General features: G+C 67.3%; 23 protein-coding genes and 2 tRNA genes. 13 read left to right on the forward strand and 12 right to left on the reverse strand.

Going from position 1 to position 25,038, the window contains the following annotated elements; all coding sequences use genetic code 11:
• Positions 1–82 precede the first annotated feature (82 nt).
• The 4 genes from AAHM41_RS25795 to aguA all read left to right on the forward strand — a co-directional run bounded on the left by AAHM41_RS25795 (position 83) and on the right by aguA (position 4,469).
• Positions 83–1,228 (forward strand): ABC transporter ATP-binding protein, encoded by a 1,146-nt coding sequence (locus AAHM41_RS25795; RefSeq protein WP_342239469.1) that lies wholly within the window; start codon positions 83–85, stop codon positions 1,226–1,228.
• Entirely contained in the window at positions 1,225–2,193 is a 969-nt protein-coding gene (locus tag AAHM41_RS25800) for an ABC transporter permease subunit (RefSeq protein ID WP_342239470.1), read from the forward strand. The genes AAHM41_RS25795 and AAHM41_RS25800 overlap by 4 nt, the downstream gene beginning before the upstream one ends.
• The gene (locus AAHM41_RS25805) at positions 2,190–3,026 is read left to right on the forward strand and encodes an ABC transporter permease subunit (protein ID WP_342239471.1); all 837 of its coding nucleotides are present in this window, start codon (positions 2,190–2,192) and stop codon (positions 3,024–3,026) included. The genes AAHM41_RS25800 and AAHM41_RS25805 overlap by 4 nt, the downstream gene beginning before the upstream one ends.
• 423 nt (positions 3,027–3,449) lie before the next feature.
• Positions 3,450–4,469, forward strand: a complete 1,020-nt coding sequence (aguA, locus tag AAHM41_RS25810) for an agmatine deiminase (RefSeq protein ID WP_342239472.1) — start codon at positions 3,450–3,452, stop codon at positions 4,467–4,469.
• Positions 4,470–4,493: 24 nt separating this feature from the next.
• Here aguA and AAHM41_RS25815 read toward each other — a convergent pair whose 3' ends face one another.
• The 12 genes from AAHM41_RS25815 to AAHM41_RS25870 all read right to left on the reverse strand — a co-directional run bounded on the left by AAHM41_RS25815 (position 4,494) and on the right by AAHM41_RS25870 (position 15,416).
• Positions 4,494–4,913, reverse strand: a complete 420-nt coding sequence (locus AAHM41_RS25815; protein ID WP_342239473.1) for a DoxX family protein — start codon at positions 4,911–4,913, stop codon at positions 4,494–4,496.
• Positions 4,914–5,085: 172 nt separating this feature from the next.
• Positions 5,086–5,700, reverse strand: coding sequence for an NAD(P)-dependent oxidoreductase (locus tag AAHM41_RS25820; RefSeq protein WP_342239474.1), 615 nt, complete (start codon positions 5,698–5,700; stop codon positions 5,086–5,088).
• A 114-nt stretch (positions 5,701–5,814) separates the two neighbouring features.
• Complete coding sequence (locus tag AAHM41_RS25825; RefSeq protein ID WP_342239475.1) at positions 5,815–6,375, reverse strand: YcbK family protein; 561 nt, start codon at positions 6,373–6,375, stop codon at positions 5,815–5,817.
• A complete protein-coding gene (locus AAHM41_RS25830; protein WP_342239476.1) occupies positions 6,365–7,000 on the reverse strand; it encodes an ATP-dependent Clp protease proteolytic subunit in 636 nt (211 codons plus the stop codon). The genes AAHM41_RS25825 and AAHM41_RS25830 overlap by 11 nt, the downstream gene beginning before the upstream one ends.
• Positions 7,001–7,109: 109 nt before the next feature.
• Positions 7,110–8,162 (reverse strand): extracellular solute-binding protein, encoded by a 1,053-nt coding sequence (locus AAHM41_RS25835; RefSeq protein ID WP_342239477.1) that lies wholly within the window; start codon positions 8,160–8,162, stop codon positions 7,110–7,112.
• A gap of 69 nt (positions 8,163–8,231) precedes the next feature.
• A complete protein-coding gene (locus AAHM41_RS25840) occupies positions 8,232–9,275 on the reverse strand; it encodes an extracellular solute-binding protein (protein WP_342239490.1) in 1,044 nt (347 codons plus the stop codon).
• Positions 9,276–9,291: 16 nt separating this feature from the next.
• Positions 9,292–10,080 (reverse strand): ABC transporter permease, encoded by a 789-nt coding sequence (locus AAHM41_RS25845; RefSeq protein ID WP_342239478.1) that lies wholly within the window; start codon positions 10,078–10,080, stop codon positions 9,292–9,294.
• Positions 10,077–10,967: an ABC transporter permease gene (locus AAHM41_RS25850; RefSeq protein ID WP_342239479.1), complete on the reverse strand. Its 891-nt coding sequence runs from the start codon at positions 10,965–10,967 to the stop codon at positions 10,077–10,079. The genes AAHM41_RS25845 and AAHM41_RS25850 overlap by 4 nt, the downstream gene beginning before the upstream one ends.
• Before the next feature lie 11 nt (positions 10,968–10,978).
• Positions 10,979–12,007, reverse strand: coding sequence for an ABC transporter ATP-binding protein (locus AAHM41_RS25855; protein WP_342239480.1), 1,029 nt, complete (start codon positions 12,005–12,007; stop codon positions 10,979–10,981).
• 239 nt (positions 12,008–12,246) lie between these two features.
• Positions 12,247–13,659: a type I glutamate--ammonia ligase gene (gene glnA, locus AAHM41_RS25860; RefSeq protein ID WP_342239481.1), complete on the reverse strand. Its 1,413-nt coding sequence runs from the start codon at positions 13,657–13,659 to the stop codon at positions 12,247–12,249.
• A gap of 80 nt (positions 13,660–13,739) precedes the next feature.
• Complete coding sequence (locus AAHM41_RS25865) at positions 13,740–14,078, reverse strand: P-II family nitrogen regulator (RefSeq protein ID WP_034832554.1); 339 nt, start codon at positions 14,076–14,078, stop codon at positions 13,740–13,742.
• Positions 14,079–14,246: 168 nt separating this feature from the next.
• Entirely contained in the window at positions 14,247–15,416 is a 1,170-nt protein-coding gene (locus AAHM41_RS25870; RefSeq protein WP_342239482.1) for a pyridoxal phosphate-dependent aminotransferase, read from the reverse strand.
• A gap of 146 nt (positions 15,417–15,562) precedes the next feature.
• On the opposite strand from AAHM41_RS25870, the gene AAHM41_RS25875 reads away from it, so the two are divergent.
• The 9 genes from AAHM41_RS25875 to AAHM41_RS25915 all read left to right on the forward strand — a co-directional run bounded on the left by AAHM41_RS25875 (position 15,563) and on the right by AAHM41_RS25915 (position 24,937).
• Positions 15,563–15,638: transfer RNA gene (locus AAHM41_RS25875), tRNA-His, on the forward strand.
• 58 nt (positions 15,639–15,696) lie between these two features.
• The gene (locus AAHM41_RS25880; protein ID WP_342239483.1) at positions 15,697–16,479 is read left to right on the forward strand and encodes an HpcH/HpaI aldolase family protein; all 783 of its coding nucleotides are present in this window, start codon (positions 15,697–15,699) and stop codon (positions 16,477–16,479) included.
• A complete protein-coding gene (locus AAHM41_RS25885) occupies positions 16,479–17,939 on the forward strand; it encodes an NAD(P)H-hydrate dehydratase (RefSeq protein WP_342239484.1) in 1,461 nt (486 codons plus the stop codon). Before AAHM41_RS25880 ends, AAHM41_RS25885 begins: the two co-directional genes overlap by 1 nt.
• 123 nt (positions 17,940–18,062) lie before the next feature.
• Positions 18,063–18,147: transfer RNA gene (locus AAHM41_RS25890), tRNA-Leu, on the forward strand.
• Positions 18,148–18,209: 62 nt separating this feature from the next.
• The gene (gene tig / locus AAHM41_RS25895; RefSeq protein ID WP_342239485.1) at positions 18,210–19,586 is read left to right on the forward strand and encodes a trigger factor; all 1,377 of its coding nucleotides are present in this window, start codon (positions 18,210–18,212) and stop codon (positions 19,584–19,586) included.
• Positions 19,587–19,671: 85 nt separating this feature from the next.
• The gene (clpP, locus tag AAHM41_RS25900) at positions 19,672–20,292 is read left to right on the forward strand and encodes an ATP-dependent Clp endopeptidase proteolytic subunit ClpP (RefSeq protein ID WP_342239486.1); all 621 of its coding nucleotides are present in this window, start codon (positions 19,672–19,674) and stop codon (positions 20,290–20,292) included.
• Between the two features lie 201 nt (positions 20,293–20,493).
• Positions 20,494–21,759 (forward strand): ATP-dependent Clp protease ATP-binding subunit ClpX, encoded by a 1,266-nt coding sequence (gene clpX, locus AAHM41_RS25905; protein ID WP_342239487.1) that lies wholly within the window; start codon positions 20,494–20,496, stop codon positions 21,757–21,759.
• Between the two features lie 271 nt (positions 21,760–22,030).
• Positions 22,031–24,436, forward strand: coding sequence for an endopeptidase La (gene lon, locus AAHM41_RS25910; protein ID WP_342239488.1), 2,406 nt, complete (start codon positions 22,031–22,033; stop codon positions 24,434–24,436).
• Between the two features lie 207 nt (positions 24,437–24,643).
• Positions 24,644–24,937 carry an HU family DNA-binding protein gene (locus tag AAHM41_RS25915; protein WP_342239489.1) on the forward strand — a complete coding sequence of 98 codons (294 nt, stop codon included), beginning with the start codon at positions 24,644–24,646 and terminating at the stop codon, positions 24,935–24,937.
• Positions 24,938–25,038: the final 101 nt, after the last annotated feature.

The raw sequence follows: 25,038 nt of genomic DNA on the forward strand, positions 1-25,038 counted from the left end.
CCCCCCCCCCCCCCCGGGCCCCCCCCCCCCGGGCCCGGGGGGGCCCCCCGTTTCTCCACGGGGACAGGGGCCGGAGGCGGGGATGGGCCAAGCCAAGCCGAAGCAGCAGACAGCGCCGCAGCCATGGCGCAATCCGGACGAGAAGCCATATGTCCGGATCGAGAAGGTGACCAAGAAGTTCGGCGACTTCACCGCCGTGGACGATGTCAGCCTGTCGATCTACCGCGGCGAATTCTTCGCCCTGCTGGGCGGTTCGGGCTGCGGCAAGACCACGCTCTTGCGGATGATGGCCGGGTTCGAGCGGCCGACCGAAGGCAAGATCTTCATCGACGGCGTCGACATGACCGCGGTGCCGCCCTATGAGCGGCCGGTCAACATGATGTTCCAGTCCTATGCGCTGTTCCCGCATATGACGGTGGAGCAGAACGTCGCCTTCGGCCTGCGCCAGGACCGGGTGCCGTCGGCCGAGATCAAGACCCGCGTCGCCGAGGTGCTGGACCTGGTCCAGCTTGGCCGGTTCTCCAAGCGCAAGCCGCACCAGCTTTCGGGCGGCCAGCGCCAGCGCGTCGCCCTGGCCCGCAGCCTGGTCAAGCGGCCGAAGATCCTGCTGCTGGACGAGCCGCTCGGCGCGCTCGACAAGAAGCTGCGCGAGCAGACCCAGTTCGAGCTGGTCAACATCCAGGAGAAGGTCGGCATCACCTTCGTGGTCGTGACCCACGATCAGGAGGAGGCGATGACCATGTCCAGCCGGATCGCGGTGATGAACGCCGGCTATATCTCGCAGCTCGGCACCCCGGCCGAGATCTACGAATACCCGCAGTCGAAGTTCGTCGCCGACTTCATCGGCTCGGTGAACCTGTTCGAGGGGCGGATCGCCGAGGACCATCCGGAGCATGTCGTCATCGACAGCCCGGAGGCTGGCTGCCGGCTCCATGTCAGCCACGGCCTGCCGGTGCCGGTCGGGACCCAGGTGTGGGTCGCGGTGCGGCCGGAGAAGATCGCGATCTCGAAGCAGCCCGGCGAGGGCGATACCAACTGCACCCGGGGGGTGGTCAAGGAGATCGCCTATCTCGGCAATCTCTCGATCTACCTGATCGCGCTGCCGAACGGGAAGACGGTGCGGGTGACGGCGCCCAACGTCTCGCGCCTGACCGAGATGCCGATCACCTGGGAGGACGAGGTCTGGCTGTCCTGGCAGCCCTTCGCCGGCGTGGTGCTGACGCAATGACCGCGGTGACGGCGAGCGGCGCGGCGGAAGGCTCAAGCCCGCGGGTCGCGGCGGGCCCGTCGATCCTGCGGCGGCTGGGCGGGCGGCTCGGCCGCAGCCTGGTGATCGCCATCCCCTATGTCTGGCTGTTCCTGTTCTTCCTGATCCCCTTCGTCATCGTCCTGAAGATCGCCTTCGCCGACAAGGTGATCGGCCAGCCGCCTTACACGTCGCTGCTGAGCTGGATCGATGAGGCCCATCTCGGCATCTCGCTCAACCTCGGCAACTTCCAGTACCTGCTCGACGACCCGCTCTACGTCACCGCCTATTTCAACTCGATCAAGATCGCCGCGATCTCGACGGTGCTCAGCCTCCTGATCGGCTATCCGATGGCCTATGCCATCGCCCGGTCGAGCCAGCAGTGGCGGGTGCCGCTGCTGATGATGGTGATCCTGCCGTTCTGGACCTCGTTCCTGATCCGGGTCTACGCCTGGATCGGCATCCTCCAGGACCAGGGGCTGCTCAACAACCTGCTGATCTGGCTCGGCATCATCGACCAGCCGCTGCAGATCCTGCACACCGATATCGCCATCTATATCGGCATCGTCTACTCCTACCTGCCCTTCATGATCCTGCCGCTCTACGCGACCCTGGAGAAGCTCGACGTCTCGCTGCTCGAGGCGGCGGAGGATCTGGGTTGCCGGCCCTGGAAGGCGTTCCTGCTGATCACCCTGCCGCTGTCGCTGCCCGGCATCATCGCCGGCTCGCTGCTGGTGTTCATCCCGGCGGTCGGCGAATACGTCATCCCGGCACTGCTCGGCGGCATCGACTCGCTGATGATCGGCAAGGTGCTGTCGGACGAATTCTTCCAGAACACCGACTGGCCGGTCGCCTCCGCGGTCGCGATCGTGCTGCTGCTGGTGCTGGTGATCCCGATCATGGTGTTCCAGTACGTTCAGGCGAAGCAGCAGGAGGCGCAGCGATGAGGCGGCCCTGGTTCCTGTTCACCGCCCTGGTGTTCGGCTACGCCTTCCTCTACGTGCCGATCATCCTCTTGATGATCTACTCCTTCAACGAGAGTCGCCTGGTCACCATCTGGGGCGGCTTCTCGACCAAATGGTACGGCACGCTGCTGCAGAACCAGCAGATGATGGACGCGGCGCGGCGGTCGCTGGAGATCGCCGCCATCGCCGCCACCGTCGCCTGCGTGTTCGGCACCGTGGCCGGGCTGGTGCTGGCCCGCTTCGGCCGGTTCCGCGGCCGCACCCTGTTCTCCGGCATGGTCACGGCGCCGCTGGTGATGCCCGAGGTGATCACCGGCCTGTCGCTGCTGCTGCTGTTCGTGGCGATGGAGGGGCTGTTCGGCTTCCCGCAGGGCCGCGGCATGGTGACGATCACCATCGCCCATATCACCTTCTGCCTGGCCTATGTCGCGGTGGTCGTGCAGTCGCGGCTGGTCAGCCTCGACGAATCGATCGAGGAGGCGGCGATGGATCTCGGCGCCCGGCCGCTGACCGTGTTCTTCTGGATCACCCTGCCGATCATCTCGCCGGCGGTGATTGCCGGCTGGCTCCTGTCCTTCACCCTGTCGCTGGACACGCTGGTGATCACCAGCTTCGTCTCCGGCCCCGGCTCGACCACCCTGCCGGTCTACATCTTCTCCAAGGTGAAGCTCGGGGTGACGCCGGAGATCAATGCGCTCGCCACCATCATCGTCGTGATCGTCACCACCGGCGTGGTGATCGCGGGCGCCCTCCTGGTGCGGCACGAGAAGAAGCGGCGGCGGGACGAGCAGCTGGCCTTTGCCGCGGGAACTTAGGGCGGAGCCGGTCGAAACGGCGTTTTCTGCCGATTTCAGCCGGCCCTGCGCAGGACTATTAGTCATGCGTGGCGCGCAGGTGCCCCTCGGCGTTTGCCCCCGGAGCAAAAATCGGGCCGATCGACTATATCTACGGCGTTCGAGAACAATTCAATGAGCTTCTCATGTCGTTTCTGTCGATCTTTGGAACCATTCGTCTGGCGCCGTTCGGCCGCCGTTTGACGAAGAGGGAAAAGTCGATCTCTCAGCGCCGCATTTGATTGTCGCGCTGTCGTCATAAGTCCTTCGGGACGATCGGTTTCTCGGGCTCGGCCGGTTGGTCGGGCCCGTTCCGTATCCGGGGGACCGCACAGCGCCCTTTCATCCGGAGGCGGCGGACGCTAGCCTCTGGCGCTTGAACCTGAACCACTGCGGAACCCCATTGTGACCGTCCCTGCATCCCTCGGCTACGTCATGCCCGCGGAATGGGAGCCCCACAGCCGTTGCTGGATGGCCTGGCCCTGCCGTGAGGAGATCTGGGGCGAGCATATGGACGCCGCCTGCACCGCCTATGCCGATGTCGCCCGGGCCATCGCCGATTTCGAGCCGGTGACGATGGCGTGCAATCCGTCGGATGTGGCCGAGGCGTCGCTGACCCTCGGCAACGGCACGCCGATCGACGTGGTGTCGATGGAGATCGACGACAGCTGGCTGCGCGATTCGGGGCCGACCTTCCTGCTCGACCGCAACGGCCATCTCGCCGGCGCGCATTGGCGCTTCAACGCCTGGGGCCAGAAGGTCCAGCCCTACAGCCGCGACGCGGTGGTGGCCAAGCGGATCCTGAAGCATGTCGGCGCCCGGCGCTTCCGGGCGCCCTTCGTGCTCGAGGGGGGCGCCATCCATGTCGACGGCGAAGGCACGGTGCTGACCACCGAGCAGTGCCTCTTGAACCCGAACCGCAACCCGGACATCACCAAGGCCCAGGTCGAGCAGAACCTGCGCGACTGGCTCGGCGTCTCCACCGTGATCTGGCTGCCGGAGGGGATCGAGGACGACGAGACCGACGGCCACGTCGACGAGATCGCCTGCTTCGTGCGGCCGGGCGTGGTGCTGGCGCTGTCGACCGACGACAAGAGCGACGGCAATTTCGACGTGCTGCAGACCAATCTCGACATCCTGCGCTCGGCCAAGGACGCCAAGGGCCGGCCGCTGCAGGTGATCGAGGTGCCGCAGCCGGCGCGGCAGGAGCATAACGGCAAGCGGCTGAGCCTGTCCTACGTCAACTTCTACATCGCCAATGGCGGCGTGGTGATGCCGGCCTTCGACGTGGCCGAGGATGAGCGCGCCTTCCGCATCATCCGCGACGCCTTCCCGAATCGCCGCGTCGTCCAGGTCCATGCCCGCGACATCTTCCTCGGCGGCGGCGGCATCCACTGCATCACCCAGCAGCAGCCGGCGCCGTAGCGCCGGCTGCCGCCGCGGGAACGGTCAGGCCATCGCCAGGCGCGGGTTGCGCACGGCATCCAGGCTCCAGGCCCCGCCGCCGGCTGCGGCGAAGTACAGGAAGACGAAGCTGTACAGCGCCGCCAGTTCGCCCTGGTTCAGGATCGGGAAGAAGCTCTCCCCCGCATGGGCCATGAAGTAGGCCACCGCCATCTGACCGGACAGGATGAAGGCGACCGGGCGGGTGAACAGCCCGATCAGCAGCAGCACGCTGCCGACGATCTCCAGCACGCCGGCCAGGCCGATCAGCGAGAACAGCTGCAGCCCGTCGAAATAGGCGACATGCGGGAAGCCGAACAGCTTGGCCATGCCGTGCTGCAGGAAGAACAGGGCAGCGGCGATGCGCAGGATGCTGAGCACGCGCGGCGCCCAGTTGCGGTCGAGCTGGTCGTTCAGGTCGGCCATGATCGTCTCCGGATCAAAGGGGAGGGAAGGGTGCGGCGGGGGCTTGCACCCGCCGGTCGGGCGGCGTTCCGGGCCCGGTGGTGGCGTTGCGATTGAGTTGCTTTTGCGGCCCGCGGTCAAGCCGCCGATCGCACAACAATTCGTCGCGCCGCGGACAACAATGGCCGGCGGCTCAGTATCCGACCGTGAAGCGCTGCCGGATATGGGCGGGCTTCTCCAGCTCATCGATCAGGGCGATGGCGTAGTCCTCCTGGCTGATCCGGCTCTGCCCATCCGCCCCGACCAGGAGCCGGTCGCCGCCCAGCCGGAATTTGCCGGTGCGCTCGCCCGGCGCGATCACCGCCGAGGGCGACAGGAAGGTCCAGTCGAGGCCGGTCTCGCCGCGCAGCAGGGCGAGATAGTCGCGGCCCTTGGACGCCTCCTCCTTGTACAGCGCCGGGAACTCCGGCGTGTCGACCAGCTGCACGCCCGGCGCGACCTCCAGGCTGCCGGCGCCGCCGACCACCAGGTAGCGCCTGACGCCCGAGGCCTTGACCGCCTGCAGCAGCAAGGCGGGGTCGGAGGCGGTGTAGTGCACCGAGCTGATCACCGCGTCGTGCCCGGCCAGCAGCTTGGCCAAGCCGTCGGCGTCGAACACGTCGCCACGCCTGGCGGTCAGCTTCGGGTGCCGCGGCAGCTTCTCCGGGTTGCGGACGATGCCGGTGACCTCGTGGCCGCGGCTCAGGGCCTCGGCCAGGATCTTGGAACCGATATTGCCGCTGGCGCCGATCAGGGCGAGCTTCGTCATGGAATTCTCCGAACTTGGTTACGAATAGGTACCGACGGCAAGTTCGGGATTCCCGCCGATCCGTGCAAGAAGGGTGTTGAAAGTAACCGAGGGACTGCGGAATGACCGAGGCGGTCAGAACCGCTTGTACCAGAGGCGCTTCGGCCCGGTGTCGAGATGGACGAAGTCGGAACGCCAGTAGAGGCCGAGGCCGCCGCTGGCGACCGCCCGGGCGTGGTTGGCCAGGAACACCATGCCGTAGCCCTGCACCGACAGGTCCACCGCCTTGCCCTGCATATGCAGGCTGTTCCGGGCGGCGCCTTCGGGGCGCAGCTTCTCGTTGGTCTCGGGGGTGCGGAAGCCGGAATGCAGGTTGATCGTCACCCGCCGGCCCTTGGCCACCTGGTAGCGCCGCGACATCAGCCACAGCAGGTCGAAGACGCCCGGATCCATGTCGGTCGCCTTGTCGACATGATGGTCGCGCAGCAGCCAGTTCAGCCGCTTCCAGGCGTCGGACAAGACGATGCCGTCGACGGCGTAGACGTCGTCGAAGCGTTCATCGGTGTGCGGGTTGTAGAGCCTGAGGCGCCGTTCGCCGGTCTGGTCGACGGCCGGGGCCGCCGCGGCGCAGAAGGGAAGGGCGGCGAGCCCGAGCAGGGCCCGCCGCCGAGTCACCCGGCTGGGGTCAGCCGGCATCCTTGATGCTGTCGATGATCTTGCCGACGACGCCGTAAACCTTCGCCTCCTCGGCCGACATCCAGTAGTTCCGGTCGGTGTCGCGCTCGACCTTCTCGATCGGCTGGCCGGTTTCCTTGGCGATGATCTCGTTCAGGCGGCGGCGCATCTTGATGATCTCGCGCGCCTCGATGTCGATATCGACCGCACGGCCGCCGGCACCGCCGGACGGCTGATGCAGCAGGAACCGCGTGTTCGGCAGCGACAGGCGGTTCTCCTTCTGCGCCGCGAGGTAGATATGGGCGCCGGCGCTGGCCACCCAGCCGGTGCCGATCACCTTCACCGGCGCGCCGACGAAGCGGATCATGTCGTGGATGGTGTCGCCGGCCTCGACATGGCCGCCCGGCGAGTTGATCACCAGCCGGATCGGCTTCTTGTCGTCATCGGCGGCGAGCGCCAGCAGCTGCGCGCTGATCGCCTGCGCCAGCTTCATGGAGATTTCGCCGAACAGCAGCACCGTCCGGTTCTTGAAGAGGATGTTGCCGATCTGCGGACCGAGTTCCTCCTTCCTCTCCTTCTCGGGGCGCTCTTCCTCTTCCTCCTCCTCCTCGTCGTCGAGACGCGGCGGGAACGGGCGGTCGACCATGGGGGATCCTGTCACTTAAGAGATCTGTCAGACCTGCAAGAGGTAGCGTGCCGGACCCCGCTTCGCAACCGGGGCCTTCCAGCGCCGGTCGCGAAGCGGGCGGGGCCGCCTACGATTTGAGGCGGGTCCAGACCCGGTCGCGCAGCTCGACCGCCGCGGCGGAGCAGTTCTTGTTCGGGTTCAGCCGGCCCAGATACTCCTGCGGCGTGTTCACCGCCGGGTCGTCGCGCAGCTTCGCATCCATGAACTCCGGCGAGCCCTTGATGCCGTTGTTGTAGCCGGTGAAGTTGCTGACCGCGGCGATGGTCTCGGGCTTCATCATCCAGTCGATGAAGATCTTGGCGTTCTCGACGTTCCGCGCGCCCTTGGGCACGGCGAAATTGTCGTTCCAGAAGTTGATGCCTTCCTTCGGATAGACATAGGTGACGGTCGGCTTGCCCTCCTTGGTCCGGTGCGAGGCGCCGTTCCACTGCATATGGGCCACCACCTCGCCGGCGATCATGCGCTCGATCGTGCCGTCGGAGTTGTAGAGCGCGACCGCCGGCTTCTGGGCCTCCAGCAGCTTGAAGATCTTGCCGGCGTCCTCGCTGCTCTCGGTGCAGAAATCGACCTTCAGGTACATCGCCGCGGCCTTATAGACCTCGACCGGGTCGTTCAGCATCGCCAGCTTGCCCTTGAACGGGCCGTCCGGGTTGAAGATCGACCACCAGCTGTCGTCGACCTTGCCGCCCTCGACCTTGCTGGTGTCGTAGCTGAAACCGGTGGTGCCCCACATGTAGGGGGCGGAGTATTTCCGCTCCGGGTCGTACCAGGGCTTGTCGTGCGGCGAGCCGACATTCTTGAAATTGGCCATCTGGCCGGCGTCGATCTCCTGCAGCAGGCCCTGCTTGATCATGATGTCGACCATGTAGTCGGACGGCACCACCACGTCGTAGCCGGCGGCACCCGCCTGCAGCTTGGCCAGCAGGGTCTCGTTCGAATCATAGACGTCGAGCGTGACCTTGATCCCGGTCTCGGCCTCGAACTTCTTCAGCAGCTCCGGCGGGTAGTAGTTCGACCAGTTGTAGAAATAGAGCTCGCCCGCAGCCTGGGCGGCCGACGCTGCGGTCAGCGCCCCGGCGGCGGCGACGGCGGCGAGAAGAAGCTGTCTTGCGGATCCCATCTCAACCTCTCTGTTGTCGTCGGATTGTGATGTTGCGCCCCGCCGACGCCGGGACGACGGTCTGGCCGCTCAGGATTTGAGGCGGGTCCAGACCCGGTCGCGCAACTCGACCGCAGCGGGAGAGCAGTTCTTGGCCGGCCGCAGCCGGCCAGCGTAGTCCGGCGGCATGTTGATCGCCGGATCCTCGCTCAGCGCCTTGTCCATGAAGGCCTCGGAGCCCTTGATCGCGTTCATGTAGGTGGTGAAGTTGGAGGCGGCGCCGATGTTCTCCGGCTTCAGCAGCCAGGCGATGAAGGTCTTGGCGTTCTCCGGGTTCTTGGCGTCCTTCGGCACCACCAGGTTGTCGGCCCAGAGGTTCAGCCCTTCCTTCGGATAGACGAAGACCGCGCTCGGCCGCTGCAGCTTGGTGCGGTGCGCGGCGCCGTTCCACTGCATGTGGGCGACCACCTCGCCGGCGGCCATGCGGTCGACCGAGCCGTCGGAGTTGTAGAGCGAGACGGCGGGCTTCTGCGCCGCCAGCAGCTTGTAGATCTTGCCGGCATCCTCGCTGCTCTCGGTGCAGCGGTCGATGCCGAGATAGAAGGCGGCGGCGGTGAACACCTCGACCGAATCATTCATCATCGCCAGGCTGCCCTTGAACGGGCCGTCCGGGTTGAAGATCGACCACCAGCTGTCGTCCACCGGGCCCTGCACCTTGGCGCTGTCATAGGTGAAGCCGGTGGTGCCCCACATGTAGGGCGCGGAGTATTTCCGCTCCGGGTCGTACCAGGGCTTGTCGTGCGGCGCGATGACGGCGCCGAAGCCGGGCATGGCGGCGGCGTCGATCTCCTGCAGCAGGCCCTGCTTGACCATGATGTCGACCATGTAGTCGGACGGCACCACCACGTCGTAGCTGGCACCGCCGGCCTGCATCTTGGCCAGCAGGGTCTCGTTCGAATCATAGACGTCGAGCGTGACCTTGATTCCGGTCTCGGCCTCGAACTTCTTCAGCAGCTCCGGCGGGGTGTAGTTGGTCCAGTTGAACAGGAACAGGTCGCCGGCCGCCCAGGCGGCGGGGCCGGTCAGCAGGGCCGCGGCGAAGGCGGCGGTCAGGCAGATGCGTCGGTTCCGAATTTCGGGCCTCCCTTGGTTAGCTCCGCGCCCGGCCCACCACCCAGGACAGGGCGACGAAGACGATCGAGATCAGCAGCATCAGCGCCGAGATGGCGTTGACCTCCGGCGTCACGCCGATGCGGATCATGCCGTAGATGTAGATCGGCAAGGTGGTCGCCCCGGCGCCGGAGACGAAGAAGGTGATGACGAAGTCGTCGAGCGAGATGATGAAGGCCAGCATCAGCCCGGACAGGATGCCGGGCCACAGCAGCGGCAGCGTCACCCGGCGGAAGGCCCGCCAGGGCGTGGCGTAGAGGTCGGACGCGGCCTCGCCCAGGCTGGCATCCATCCCCTCCAGCCGCGCCCGGATCGGCAGATAGGCGAAGGGGATGCAGAACACCACATGGGCCAGGATGATGGTGAACAGGCCCAGCGGCAGGGCGACGGCGGTGAAGAACAGCAACGTCGCCACCGCCGTCACCACCTCCGGCACCACCAGCGGCAGGGCGATCAGGGCGCTGACCGCGGCCTGGCCGCGGAAGCGCCGGCGGGCCATGCCGATCGCGGCCGGGATCGCCATCACGGTCGCGACCACCGACGACACCGAGGCGACGATCAGCGAGTTCTTCGCCGCCCGCAGGATGTCCGGATTGTTCAGCACCACGCCGAACCAGCGCATGCTGAAGCCGCCCCAGATCGTCGCCGTGGTGCCGGCGTTGAAGGCCAGCACCAGCAGCACGATGATCGGGATGTAGAGATAGGCGAAGAAGGCCCAGGCGGCGGCGCGGACGCCGGGGAAGCGGCGCAGGTTGGACGGCGCACTCATTTCGCCACCTGCGGCGCGCCGCGGAAGCGGATCAGGTACAGCATCATCGCCAGCAGCACCACGGCCAGCAGGGCGAAGGACAGGGCGGCGCCGAACGGCCAGTTGCGGGCCGAGCCGAACTGGTTCTGGATCAGGTTGCCGATCATCATCGACTTCGACCCGCCCAGGAGGTCCGGCGTGACATAGGCGCCGAGGCAGGGGATGAAGACCAGGATGGCGCCGGCGGCGATGCCCGGCATCGCCAGGGGGATGACGATCCGGCGCAGCGCCCGCCACTTGTCGGCGCCGAGGTCATAGGCGGCCTCGACCAGCCGGAAATCGAGCTTCTCCAGGCTGGAATAGATCGGCAGCACCATGAAGGGCAGGAAGGAGTAGGTGAGGCCGATGGCGATCGCCGTCTCGGTGTACATCAGGTTCAGCGATCCGGTGGTCAGCCCCAGCCCCTGCAGCGCCGAATCGAGCAGACCGCCGGAGCGCAGCATCAGGATCCAGGCGTAGTTGCGCACCAGCAGGTTGGTCCAGAACGGGATGGTGACCAGGAAGATCAGCAGGTTGCGCCGCGGCGGCGGCTGCATCGCGATGTGCAGCGCGGTGGGGAAGCCGACCACGATGCACAGCACGGTGGTCAGCAGCGACAGCCAGACCGAGCGCAGCAGGATCTGGGCATAGGCCGGGTTCCAGATCAGGCTGTCGTCGAAGTCGCGCTCGTAGAGGAAGCGGAGATAGGCGTCGGTGGAGAAAGTGTTCCACTGCACCCCGCCGAACGGGCCGCGCTCGGCGACCGAGACGACCGCCATGATCGCCAGCGGGACGATGAAGAAGATCAGGATGAAGCCGACCGGGACCCCGATCAGGCTCAGGGTCTTCAGCGAGTTGCCGCGCGCCATTGCCGTTGTCCTCAATCGGCCAAGGCGTGGCCGGCGCCGGCCGGCACCGCAATGCCGACCCGGTCGCCGGGCTGGAAGCTCTGCGGCGCCCCGGTCCGGTTCTGCAGCCGGGCGGTGACCAGCGCCCCGTCCTCGGCCAGGCGGATGTGGTAGGTGGTGTCGGTGCCGACATAGACCACCGTCTCCACCGTCCCGGCCAGGCTGTCCGGTCCCGGTTCGGCGGACAGCAGGATCCGCTCCGGCCGTACCGCCAGGGTGGCGCCCTCGGCGCAGCCCAGCCGGGCGGCGAGGGGGCCGTCGAAGAAGTTGGTCTCGCCGATGAAATGGGCGACGAAGCGCCGCTCGGGCCGGTCGTAGATGTCGCGCGGGCCGCCGATCTGCAGGATCTCGCCCTGGCTCATCACCGCGATCCGGTCCGACATCGTCAGCGCCTCCTCCTGGTCGTGGGTGACGAAGATGAAGGTGATGCCGGTCTCGGTCTGCAGCCGCTTCAGCTCGATCTGCATCTCCTTGCGCAGCTTGAGGTCGAGGGCCGACAGCGGCTCGTCCAGCAGCAGCACCTGCGGCTCGCTGGCCAGGGCCCGGGCCAGGGCGACGCGCTGCTGCTGCCCGCCGGACAGCTGCGCCGGCTTGCGGTGCTCCATCCCGCCCAGCTTGACCAGGGCGATCATCTCGGCGACCCGGGCATCGGCGCGGGCGCGGTCGACGCCCTTCATCTCCAGGCCGAAGCGGATGTTCTCGCGCACCGTCATGTGCGGGAACAGGGCATAGCTCTGGAACACCGTGTTGACCGGCCGCTTGTGCGGCGGCAGCCCTTCGATCGGCTTGCCGTGCAGCAGGATATGGCCGCTGGTCGGCTCCTCGAAGCCGGCGATCATGCGCAGCAGTGTGGTCTTGCCGCAGCCGGAGGGCCCCAGAAGGGTGAAGAACTCGTTGTCCCGGATCTGGACCGATACGCCGCTCAGGGCCCGGACCGCCCCGCTCTGTTCGCTGCCGAACACTTTGGTCACGTCGACAACGTCGATTGCCGTCCCTGTCAAGATGGCCTCGTTCTTGTTCCGGCAGGGCGCGAGCCTCGGGGGGCGGACCGTCGGGGACCCCTGGCGGCACCGCGCCTGGCCGGCCGGGCCCCTTTGGGCTTCCCGCTTCCGGCCGCTGCGCTGATGGGATCGATATCAGCAGGTGCCGCGGGCAATCGCAAGCCTATCCGGGTGGTCATGCACGCAAGAAAAAACCCCGCCGGCGACGGCGGGGTTCTTTCGGGTCGAAAGCGGTCCGATCAGACCGAGTAGTACATCTGGAACTCGATCGGGTGCGGGGTGTGCTCGAAGGCATACACCTCTTCCCACTTCAGCTCGAGATAGGCCTCGATCATGTCCTTGCTGAACACGTCGCCCTTCAGCAGGAAGGCGTGGTCGGCCTCGAGCGCCAGCAGCGCCTCGCGCAGCGAGCCGCAGACGGTGGGGACGCTCTTCAGCTCTTCCGGCGGCAGGTCGTACAGGTTCTTGTCCATCGCCTCGCCCGGATGGATCTTGTTCTGGATGCCGTCCAGGCCGGCCATCAGCATGGCCGAGAAGGCGAGGTAGGGGTTGGCGCTCGGATCCGGGAACCGCACCTCGACGCGCTTGCCCTTCGGCGAGGAGACGTAGGGGATACGGCAGGAGGCCGAGCGGTTGCGGGCCGAATAGGCCAGCAGCACCGGCGCCTCGAAGCCCGGGATCAGGCGCTTGTAGCTGTTGGTCGATGGGTTGGTCAGGGCGTTCAGTGCCTTGGCGTGCTTGATGATGCCGCCGATGTAGTACAGCGCGGTGTCCGACAGGTCGGCATAGCCCGAGCCGGCGAAGGTCGGCTTGCCTTCCTTCCAGATCGACTGGTGGACATGCATGCCCGAGCCGTTGTCGCCCTTGACCGGCTTCGGCATGAAGGTCGCGCTCTTGCCGTAGGCGTCGGCGACGTTGTGGATCACGTACTTGTACAGCTGCAGCGCGTCTGCGGCCTTGATCAGCGTCGCGAACTTGATGCCGAGCTCATGCTGCGAGGAAGCGACCTCGTGGTGGTGCTTCTCGACCTCGACGCCCATCTCGCCCAGGGTCGTCAGCATCTCGGCGCGCAGGTCGTGCGCGGCGTCCAGCGGCGGCACCGGGAAGTAGCCGCCCTTCGGCTGCACGCGGTGGCCGCGGTTGCCGTCCGGATAGACCTTGCCGCTGTTCTCCGACGCGTCCTCGCTGTCCAGGTAGTAGAACGCCGAGGTGGTGTTCTGCTGGTAGCGGACGTCGTCGAAGATGAAGAACTCGGCCTCGGGGCCGAAATAGGCGGTGTCGCCGATGCCCAGCGACGCCATGTAGCGCTCCGCCGACTTGGCGATCGAGCGCGGGTCACGGCTGTAGGGCTGGCCGGTGGCCGGCTCCAGGATGTCGCAGGTGATGTTCAGCTGCGCCTGGGCGGCGAAGGGGTCCATGACCGCGGTGTCGACGTCCGGCATCAGGATCATGTCGGACTCGTTGATCGCCTTCCAACCGGAGATCGACGAGCCGTCGAACATGACGCCGTCCGTCAGCATGTCCTCGTCCACCGTCGAGACGTGCTGGCTGACGTGATGCACCTTCCCGCGGAAATCGGTGAAGCGGAAGTCGACGTATTTGACGTCGTTCTCTTTGATCAGGTCGAGGACCTTGGTCACACCATCGGCCATGATGTTTTTTTCCTGTGTTTCGGACTGTGTTTGCGTTTCTTGAGAGGCGTTCTTGGGCGGCTCGCGCGTGGGGCCGACGCTCAGATGGCGTCGGCGCCCTTCTCTCCGGTGCGGATACGGATGACTTCCTCCACCGGGGTGACGAAGATCTTGCCGTCACCGATCCGGCCGGTCTGGGCAGCCTGCTGGATGGCCTCGATCGCACGCTCGACCAGGGCATCCTCCATGACCACCTCGACCTTCACCTTGGGCAGGAAGTCGACCACGTACTCTGCGCCGCGATAGAGCTCGGTGTGGCCCTTCTGGCGGCCGAAGCCCTTCGCCTCGGTCACGGTGATGCCCTTGATCCCGACCTCGTGAAGGGCCTCCTTCACCTCGTCGAGCTTGAACGGCTTGATGATGGCTTCGACTTTCTTCATGGGTTCGGAACCGTTCCCTGGATCGTTTGCGCGCCACCGCCGGGTGCGGAACGCTCTCACCGACAATGTGAAGCAAGCCCCGTGCCAGTCGCCGACTCCGCGTCGGCGACCGGGACGAATGGGGGCTTGCTCAGAATTTAGGCATAGTGCTGCTTCTTTGGGCTTCGATCAAGTCAGGGCGCCTGCCATCCGGTCCACGGCCTGGCGGATGGCGTCCACGCTGTTGGCGTAGGACAGGCGCAGGAAGCCTTCGCCCATGGCGCCGAAGCTGGTGCCGGCGATGGTGGCGACGCCGCACTCCTCCAGCAGCTTGGTCTGCAGCGCCTTGGCCGACAGGCCGGTGCCGCTGATGTTGGGGAAGGCGTAGAAGGCGCCGCCCGGCTCGACGCAGCGCACCCCCGGCAGCCGGTTCAGCGCGTCGACCACCACGCGGCGGCGCTCGGCGAAGGCGGCGCACATGGTGTCGACCGCGTCCTGCGGCCCCTGCAGCGCGGCGATGCCGGCATATTGGGCGGCGGCATTGACACAGGAGTGGGAGTTCACGGCCAGCCGCGTCGCGCCCTCTCGCAGCGCCTTGGGCCACACGCTCCAGCCCAGCCGCCAGCCGGTCATGGCGTAGGTCTTGGACCAGCCGTCCAGCAGGATCACCCGGTCGCGCAGGGCGGGGTAGGAGAGGAAGCAGCTGTGCTCCGCGCCATCATAGAGGATGCGGCTGTAGATCTCGTCGCTCAGCACCGCGACATGCGGGTGCCGTTCCAGCCCGGCGGCCAGGCGGTCCAGCTCGGCCCTCGGCACCAGGCCGCCGGTCGGGTTGGCCGGGCTGTTGATGATCAGGAGGCGGGTGCGAGGCGTGATCTGGGACAGCACCTCCTCGGCCGAGAAGGCGAAGCCGTTCTCCTCGCGCAGCCGCACCGGCACCGGTGTCGCCCCGGTGAATCGGATGGCGGATTCGTAGATCGGGAATCCGGGGTTCGGGTACAGGATCTCGGCCCCCGGCTCGCCGAACATCAGGATGGCGAACCACATCGTCACCTTGCCGCCGGGCATGATCACCACGTCGTCCGGGTCGACCGTGACGCCGCGCCGGGCCTCCAGGTCGTCGGCCACCGCCCGGCGCAGCGCCGGGATGCCGCCGGCCGGGGTGTAGCCGTGATGGCCGTCGCGCAGCGCCTTCACAGCCGCCTCGACGATATGGTCGGGGGTGCGGAAATCGGGCTGGCCGATGCCGAGATTGATGATGTCGCGGCCCTGTGCCGCCAGCGCCTGGGCCCGCGCCAGCACGTCGAACGCGGTTTCGGTGCCGAGATTGGCCATCGCGGCCGCCTGGATCAGCATCATGCCTTCCCCTGATGAGTGCGTCGGGGCGGACTATGCCGCCTGGAATCGCCGCGGTCATGCCCGGCAGCGCCTCCGATCGGTGGGAATGCGTCTTGCGCTTGACGCCGGAGCGGCGATGGCTCATATGAGCCGCCGCAAATGCTGTGGCGGCCATAGCTCAGCTGGTAGAGCACTCGGTTGTGGTCCGAGATGTCACGGGTTCGAGCCCCGTTGGTCGCCCCATTTCCCTTCTCCTTCATCGTCTGATACGCCTGTTCCGACCGCATCGGAGGAGGCTGCCTTGTATCGACCGAACGCCGCGAAACGGAAGCTGCGGGCGGGTGAGCCCGTCTATGGCTGCTGGCAGGGCATCGGCCACTCGCTGATCACCGAGCTGCTCGGCCTCGCCGGCTACGACATCGTGCTGCTCGACCATGAGCATGGGCCGGCCGCGGTCGCCGATGCGGTGCCCAGCCTGCAGGCCCTGGCCGGCACGCCGGCCACCGGCATCGTCCGCATGCCCTGGAACGACCCGGTCTACGCCAAGCGCATCCTCGACATCGGCGCCGAGGGCGTGATGGTGCCGCAGGTCAATTCCAAGGCCGAGGCGGAGGCCGCGGTCGCCGCCTGCCGCTATCCGCCGGCCGGCATCCGCGGTGTCGCCTACGGCATCGCCCGCGGCGCCGATTTCGGCCTGGCGCCCGACTACCAGCAGACCATCTCCGACAACCTCCTGATCCTGTGCCAGATCGAGACCCGCCAGGCGGTAGAGGCGATTCCCGAGATCGCCGGGGTGGACGGCGTCGACGGGCTGTTCATCGGCCCGTGGGACCTGTCCGGCAGCCTCGGCAAGCTCGGCCGCTTCGACGACCCGGAGGTGAGCGACACGATTCGCCGGGCCGAGCGCGCCATCCAGGACAGCGGCAAATGGCTCGGCTCGCTGCCCTCGCTCGGCCGCTCGCCGGCCGAGATGGTGCGGGACGGCTGCCGCATCGTCATCGGTCCCGCCGAGATCACTTTGCTGCGCGACGCCGCCCGCGCCGACATCGCCGCCTTCAAGGAGGCGGTCGGGAACGCGCGGTGATGCTCTCCGACCTCGCCCTGCTGACCGCGGCGGAGATGGGCGAGGCCGACCGCCGCACCATCGCCGCCGGCACCCCCGGCATCGTGCTGATGGAACGGGCAGGGGCGGCGGTGGCGCGGGCGATCCGCGCCCGCTGGTCGCCGCGCCCGGTCGCGGTGTTGTGCGGCCCCGGCAACAACGGCGGCGACGGCTACGTCATCGCCCGGCTGCTGGCGGAGCGGGGCTGGCCGGTGCGTCTGGCCTTGCTGGTCCCGGTCAAGACCTTGCGCGGCGACGCGGCCGAGGCGGCGGCGAGGTGGCAGGGCAGGGTCGAGGCGCCGGTCCCCGCGGTGCTGGACGGCGCCGCGCTGGTCGTCGACGCGCTGTTCGGCGCCGGGCTGAACCGGGCGCCGGAGGGCAAGGCCGCGGCCCTGATCGAGGCCGCGGCGCGCTCCGGCCTGCCGGTGGTCGCGGTCGACGTGCCCAGCGGCCTGTTCGGCGATGACGGCTCCGCCCCCGGGCCGGTGGCGCCGGCGGCGCTGACCGTCACCTTCTTCCGCTGCAAGCCCGGCCACCTGCTGCTGCCCGGCCGCGCCCTCTGCGGCGAGATCCGGGTGGCCGATATCGGCATCGACCCCGCGGTGCTCGATGCGATCGGGCCGGCGCTGCACGAGAACGGGCCGGCGCTGTGGCGAGCGGCCCTGCCGCAGGCGGCGCCGGCGCAGCACAAATACGACCGCGGCCATCCGCTGATCCTCGCCGGCGGCAGCCTGACCGGCGCGGCCCGGCTGGCCGCGCGGGCGACCCGGCGGGTCGGCGCCGGCCTCCTGACGGTGGTGGCACCCGAGGCGGCGCTGCCGGCCTTCCGCGCCGACTGGCCGGGCGCCATGGCGCTGCCGATGGAGCGCTGGGACGGGCTGCTGGCCGACCGGCGCCTCGGCCCGGTGCTGATCGGGCCCGGCGGCGGGGCCGGGCCGGCGCTGCGCCAGGCGGTCGCGGCGGTGCGCGAACCCGGCAAGTCGCTGGTGCTCGACGCCGACGGCCTCGCCAGCTATGCCGGCGAGCCGCAGGCGCTGGCCGGTCTGCTCGATGCCGACTGCGTGCTGACCCCGCATCAGGGCGAGTTCGACCGGCTGTTCGGCAAGATCGATGCGCCGCGCCTGGTCCGGGCCCGCCAGGCCGCGGCCGCGGTCGGCGCCGTCGTGGTGCTGAAGGGGGCGGACACCATCATCGCCGCGCCGGACGGCCGGGCCGCGATCAACGCCAACGCCCCGCCGACCCTGGCCACCGGCGGCACCGGCGATGTGCTGGCCGGCATCGTGCTCGGGCTGAAGGCGCAGGGCATGCCCGGCTTCGAGGCCGCCTGCGCTGCCGTGTGGCTGCACGGCGCCGCGGCACAGCAGGTCGGCGCCGGGCTGATCGCCGAGGACGTGATCGACGTGCTGCCCAGGGTGCTCGACCACATGCTGGACCGGCTGTAGCCCAGCGTTTTGCCTGTCGTCCGCAAAAACCCTGTGCTATGACCGCCCCTTCGCAGGGCCGACTCCCTTCGTTGCCCGCCTATTTGTGCGCGTTTTCGGGGGCGGGCAGGGGTGGGAGTCTTCGCGGGCGTGGCGGAATTGGTAGACGCACTGGATTTAGGTTCCAGCGGCGAAAGCCGTGGGGGTTCAAATCCCTCCGCCCGCACCATTGAACATCCCGACAGGGCACAGCTCGACCGACCTGTCACATCGACGGATTCCTGAAGACCGATGCAAGTGATCGAAACCAGCACCGAGGGTCTGCGGCACGAGTTCAAGATCGTCGTGCCGGCGGCCGACATCGAACAGCGCGTCCAGACGGAACTCGTCAAGCTCGCGGGCCGGGTCAAGCTCCCGGGCTTCCGCCCCGGCAAGGTGCCGGTGTCGCTGATGAAGCAGCGCTACGGCAAGTCGGTCATGGGCGAGGTCCTGGAAGGGGCCGTCGACGAAGGCACCCGCCAGGCCCTGGAGGAGCGCAACCTGCGCCCGGCCCTGCGCCCGAAGGTCGAGGTGACCAGCTTCGACGAGGGCAAGGACCTGGAATACAAGGTCGATGTCGAGGTGCTGCCGGAGATCACCGCGCCGGCCTTCGACAGCGTCGAGATCGACCGCCCGGTCGCCGAGGTGACCGATGAGCAGATCTCGGCCGGCCTGTCCCGGATCGCCGAGACCCGCCGCAAGTTCGAGCCGGTGACCGAGGAGCGCGGCCTGCAGGCCGGCGACGTCGCGGTCATCGACTTCGAGGGCAGCCTCGACGGCGCCGCGCCGAGCGAGGAGATGTCCGGCAAGGACCACCGCCTGGAGATCGGCTCGAACCGCTTCATCCCGGGCTTCGAGGAGCAGCTGATCGGCAAGAAGCCGGGCGACCACGTCACCGTCTCGCTGAACTTCCCCGAGGAGTATCCGAGCCCCGAGCACGCCGGCAAGCCGGCCGCCTTCGAGGTCGACGTCAAGTCGATCGAGGCGGGCGTGGTGCCCGAGGTCAACGAGGACTTCGCCAAGGAGCTGGGCTTCGAGGACCTCGAGGGCCTGCGCAATGCGGTCAAGGGCCAGACCGAGCAGGAGTTCGGCCGGGTGTCGCGCCTGCGCGCCAAGCGCAAGCTGCTCGACAAGCTGGCCGAGCTGGTCGACTTCGCCGTGCCGCAGGGCATGGTCGACCTCGAATTCGACCAGATCTGGCAGCAGGTGCAGCAGTCGATCGAGACCGGCGGCGAGGACAATCCGGACAAGAACAAGCCGGAGGACGAGCTGAAGGCCGAGTACCGCGCCATCGCCGAGCGCCGCGTCCGCCTGGGCCTGCTGTTCGCCGAGATCGGCCGCGCCGAGAACGTCGAGGTGACGCAGGAAGAGCTGAATCGCGCCCTGATCGCCGAGGCCCGCCGCTATCCGGGCCAGGAGCAGCAGGTCGTCGACTTCTTCCGCAAGAACCCGCAGGCGATCGAGAATCTGCGCGCGCCGCTGTTCGAGGAGAAGGTCGTCGACCTGATCCTCGGCAAGATCAAGGTCAACGACACCACCGTGACGCCGGAGGAGCTGGCGCGCGATCCGGACGAGGACGAGGCGGGCGACGCCAAGCCGGCCGCCACCGACACCGCTTCCGGCGCTTGATCGGTTGAAGGTCGCCGCGGACCTCCCCTAATGTAGGGGTGAGCCGCGGCGCCCCGCCGGCCCGCGCGAGCCTTTCGAGGAACGTATGCCTCCGTATGAACCGAGCATGAACGCCCTGGTCCCGATGGTCGTCGAGCAGACCAACCGCGGCGAGCGCGCCTATGACATCTATTCCCGCCTCCTCAAGGAGCGGATCATCTTTCTGACCGGGCCGATCTATGATGAGCTGGCCAGCCTGGTCTGCGCCCAGCTGCTGTTCCTGGAATCCGAGAACCCGAAGAAGGACATCGCCTTCTACATCAACTCGCCGGGCGGGGTGATCACGGCAGGCATGGCGATCTACGACACCATGCAGTACATCCAGCCGAAGATCATGACCGTCTGCATCGGCCAGGCGGCGTCGATGGGCTCGCTGCTGCTGGCCGCCGGCGCCCCAGGCAAGCGCTTCGCCTTGCCGAACAGCCGGATCATGGTGCACCAGCCCTCGGGCGGGGCCCGGGGCCAGGCCTCGGACATCGAGATCCAGGCGCGCGAGATCCTCAAGCTGCGGCAGCGGCTGAACGAGGTCTACGTCAAGCACACCGGTCAGTCGCTCGAGGAGATCGAGCGCTCCATGGACCGCGACAAGTTCATGTCGGCCGACGAAGCCAAGGGCTTCGGAATCGTCGACGAGGTCGTCGAGCGGCGTCCGACCGTTGCCGAATAATCGATCTCTTTGCCCGCGGCCCTACCGATCGGGGCCGAAGGGCGCTATCTTGATTCGTGATGATGCGGATCTGCCTTGCGCCAGGACGAGCTTGTCGCAGGGTGGAACCGCCGCCATCTGGAGGCAGCCGCATCTCGGCCCGCAGGTCCCCGCGGCGGGGATCACGCGGATCGGTAGCGCGGATGCGGAAGTGAGGCAGTGATGGGCAAGACCGCAGGCGGTGACTCGAAGAACACGCTCTACTGCTCGTTCTGCGGCAAGAGCCAGCACGAGGTTCGCAAGCTGATTGCGGGCCCGACTGTGTTCATCTGCGACGAGTGCGTCGAGCTGTGCACCGACATCATCCGCGAGGAGAACAAGACCACGCTGGTCAAGAATCGCGATGGTGTCCCGACGCCGAAGGACATCCGCAAGGTTCTGGACGACTACGTGATCGGCCAGGAGCATGCGAAGAAGGTGCTCTCGGTCGCCGTGCACAACCACTACAAGCGGCTGGCGCACGGCCAGAAGAACGGCGAGGTCGAGCTCGCGAAGTCGAACATCCTGCTGATCGGGCCGACCGGCTGCGGCAAGACGCTGCTGGCCCAGACCCTGGCCCGCATCCTCGACGTTCCCTTCACCATGGCCGACGCCACCACCCTGACCGAGGCGGGCTATGTCGGCGAGGATGTCGAGAACATCATCCTCAAGCTGCTGCAGGCTGCCGACTACAATGTCGAGCGGGCGCAGCGCGGCATCGTCTACATCGACGAGGTCGACAAGATCAGCCGCAAGTCGGACAACCCCTCGATCACCCGCGATGTTTCGGGCGAGGGCGTGCAGCAGGCCCTGCTGAAGATCATGGAAGGCACCATCGCGTCGGTGCCGCCGCAGGGCGGGCGCAAGCACCCGCAGCAGGAGTTCCTGCAGGTCGACACCACCAACATCCTGTTCATCTGCGGCGGTGCCTTCTCCGGGCTGGAGAAGATCATCTCCCAGCGCGGCCGCGGCAGCTCGCTCGGCTTCGGCGCCGATGTGCGCGGGCCGGATGAGCGGACGACCGGCGAGATCTTCAGCGAGGTCGAGCCCGAGGATCTGCTGAAATTCGGCCTGATCCCCGAATTCGTCGGCCGCCTGCCGGTGGTGGCGACGCTCGAGGACCTCGACTCGGACGCGCTGATCGAGATCCTGTCCAAGCCGAAGAACGCGCTGGTGAAGCAGTATCAGCGCCTGTTCGAGATGGAGGACGTGCATCTGTCGCTGACCGACGATGCGCTGAAGGGCATCGCCAGCCGCGCGATCCAGCGCAAGACCGGCGCACGCGGCCTGCGCTCGATCATGGAGAGCATCCTGCTCGAGCCGATGTACGACCTGCCGAGCATGAACGGCGTGGTCGAGATCGTGGTCAACCGCGAGGTGGTCGACGGTCGCGCCAAGCCGCTCCTGATCTACGCCGAGAAACAGCAGGAACGCGCCCCCGGCGCCTGACTCCGGGCCGCGGACAGATCCTGACCGACCTGACAGCCGATGCCTCCGCGCATCGGCTGTTTCGTTTCGAAATCGCCGCAGCGCGCCGCCTCGGGCTTGCCACTGTGGCCCGATTGCGCTCTTGTGACTTGGTCATGAGGGCTGCAGCATTCCCGTCCCTTGAACGGCCTCCGGTCATCGCCACGTCTATTGGGCGCGCCGGGTCTCCTTCGTCCGGCGCCGGCGCGGCGCCGCTCCTCGGGCCGCTGCCCACCCCAGTAAGGCAGAACGCATGTTGAACCTGAACAAAGACACGCTGTACCCGGTGTTGCCTCTGAGGGACATCGTGGTCTTCCCGCACATGATCGTGCCCTTGTTCGTCGGCCGCGAGAAGTCGGTGCGCGCGCTTGAGGACGTGATGAAGGAGGACAAGCAGATCCTCCTGGTCACCCAGCGCAACGCCTCGCAGGACGACCCGTCGCCGGAGGAGATCTTCGACGTCGGCACGATCGGGACGGTGTTGCAGCTGCTGAAGCTGCCGGACGGGACCGTCAAGGTGCTGGTCGAAGGCGTGAAGCGTGCGCGCATCGTGCGCTACGCCGACAATCCCGAATTCTTCCAGGCCCAGGTCGAGCCGCTCGAGGAGGTCGCTGCCGACCCGCAGGAGGTCGAGGCTCTGGGCCGGGCCGCGGTCGCCCAGTTCGAGCAGTACATCAAGCTCAACAAGAAGATCCCGCCGGAGGTGCTGGTCTCGGTCAACCAGATCGAGGACGGCGCCAAGCTGGCCGACACCATCGCCGCGCACCTGTCGCTGAAGATCCCCGAGAAGCAGCAGATCCTCGAGATCGCCTCGATCACCGAGCGGCTGGAGAAGGTCTACGGCTTCATGGAGGGCGAGATCGGCGTCCTCCAGGTCGAGAAGCGCATCCGCAGCCGGGTCAAGCGGCAGATGGAGAAGACCCAGCGCGAGTACTATCTGAACGAGCAACTGAAGGCGATCCAGAAGGAGCTCGGCGAGGGCGAGGACGGCCGCGACGAGGCGGCGGAGCTCGAGGAGCGGATCAACAAGGTCAAGCTGACCAAGGAGGCCCGCGACAAGGCCATGGCCGAGCTGAAGAAGCTGCGGTCGATGAGCCCGATGTCGGCCGAGGCCACGGTGGTCCGCAACTATCTCGACTGGATGCTGTCGATCCCCTGGAAGCAGCGCACCCGGATCAAGAAGGACCTGCTGCATGCCGAGCAGGTGCTGAACGACGACCATTTCGGCCTGGAGAAGGTCAAGGAGCGCGTCCTCGAATATCTCGCCGTGCAGCAGCGGACCAACAAGATCCGCGGTTCGATCCTGTGCCTGGTCGGCCCGCCGGGCGTCGGCAAGACCTCGCTGGGCAAGTCGATCGCCAAGGCCACCGGCCGCAACTTCGTGCGCATGTCGCTGGGCGGCGTCCGCGACGAGGCGGAGATCCGCGGCCACCGGCGGACCTATATCGGCTCGATGCCCGGCAAGATCCTGCAGGGGATGAAGAAGGCGAAGTCGTCGAACCCGCTGTTCCTGCTGGACGAGATCGACAAGCTCGGCGCCGACTATCGCGGCGACCCGTCCTCGGCGCTGCTGGAGGTGCTGGACCCGGAGCAGAACTCGACCTTCAACGACCACTATCTCGAGGTCGATTACGACCTGTCGGACGTGATGTTCATCTGCACCGCCAACAGCCTGCGCATGCCGCAGCCGCTGATGGACCGTATGGAGATCATCCGCATCCCCGGCTACACCGAGGATGAGAAGATCGAGATCGCCAAGCGCCACCTGATCCAGAAGCAGGCCGAGGCGAACGGGCTGAAGAAGGGCGAGTGGACGCTGACCGACGAGGCGCTGCGCGACCTGATTCGCTACTACACCCGGGAGGCGGGCGTCCGCAGCCTGGAGCGCGAGATCGCGAGCCTGGCGCGCAAGGCGGTGCGCGAGATCCTGTCGACCGACGTCAAGAAGATCGTCGTCAAGTCGGAGGATCTCGACAAGTATGCCGGCGTGCGCAAGTTCCGCTACGGCGAGGCGGAGCTCGAGGACATGGTCGGCGTCGTCACCGGCCTGGCCTGGACCGAGGTCGGCGGCGAGATCCTGACGATCGAGGCGGTGCCGGTCCCCGGCCGCGGCCGCGTGGTCGCCACCGGCAAGCTCGGCGACGTGATGAAGGAATCGGTGCAGGCGGCGGAGAGCTTCGCCAAGGCCCGCGCCGTGTCCTTCGGCATCAAGCCGACGCTGTTCGGCAAGCGCGACATCCACGTCCATGTGCCGGAGGGGGCGACCCCGAAGGACGGGCCGTCGGCCGGCGTCGCCATGGTCACGGCCATCGTCTCGGCGCTGACCGGAAACCCGGTCCGCCGCGACGTGGCGATGACCGGCGAGGTCACGCTGCGCGGGCGCGTGCTGCCGATCGGTGGACTGAAGGAGAAGCTGTTGGCGGCGGTCCGGGCCGGCATCAAGACGGTGATTATTCCGAAGGACAATGAAAAAGACCTTGCGGATATTCCGGATTCGGTGAAGAAGGCCTTGGCAATCCTGCCGATCGCCAGTGTCGAGGAGGTTCTGAAGAACGCCCTGGTGCGTCCTCTGGAGCCGATCGAATGGAAGGATGCGGAGGTGGACGACATCGCACCCGTCGCCGCTGATGGCGACGACGAAGCGGTGATCCGCCACTGAACAATTGCGGCGGCCCTGGAACTCGGCAGAATTCCGCGTGTTTCAGGGCCGCCGACGATTGACCGCCTTTCCGCGATACGCTTACATTTCGTGACGTTTCGGTGTCGGGAAAAGGCGCATCGAACGGTTGTCGGTTTGGAGAGTACCTAGCCTGTATCCGGCGAACCCGCTGGAACGACCAACACAGAGCCTGAAGGAGGCCGACACGTGAACAAGAACGATCTCGTCGCACACGTCGCGGAAAGCACCGGTCTGTCGCGTGCCGATGCTGGCAACGCCATCGACAGCTTCATCGACGGCGTCACCAAGACGTTGACGAAGGGGGGGGAAGTCCGCCTCGTTGGGTTCGGCACCTTCGGTGTCGCGGCGCGTGCCGCGTCCGAGGGCCGCAATCCGCGGACCGGCGAGACCATCAAGATCGCCGCCTCCAAGCAGGTCAAGTTCAAGGCCGGCAAGGGCCTGAAGGACTCCGTCAACAGCGCCGGCGGCAAGAAGAAGTAAGCCTCCGCGCATGTGCCTGAACCGGCCGGTCGGCGCCCAGGCCCCCCCGGGCGCGTCAAGTGTGGGGCCGGCGGGGTGATACCCCCCGGCGCGCCCCGGGG

The sequence above is a fragment of the Inquilinus sp. OTU3971 genome, from assembly GCF_038440215.1.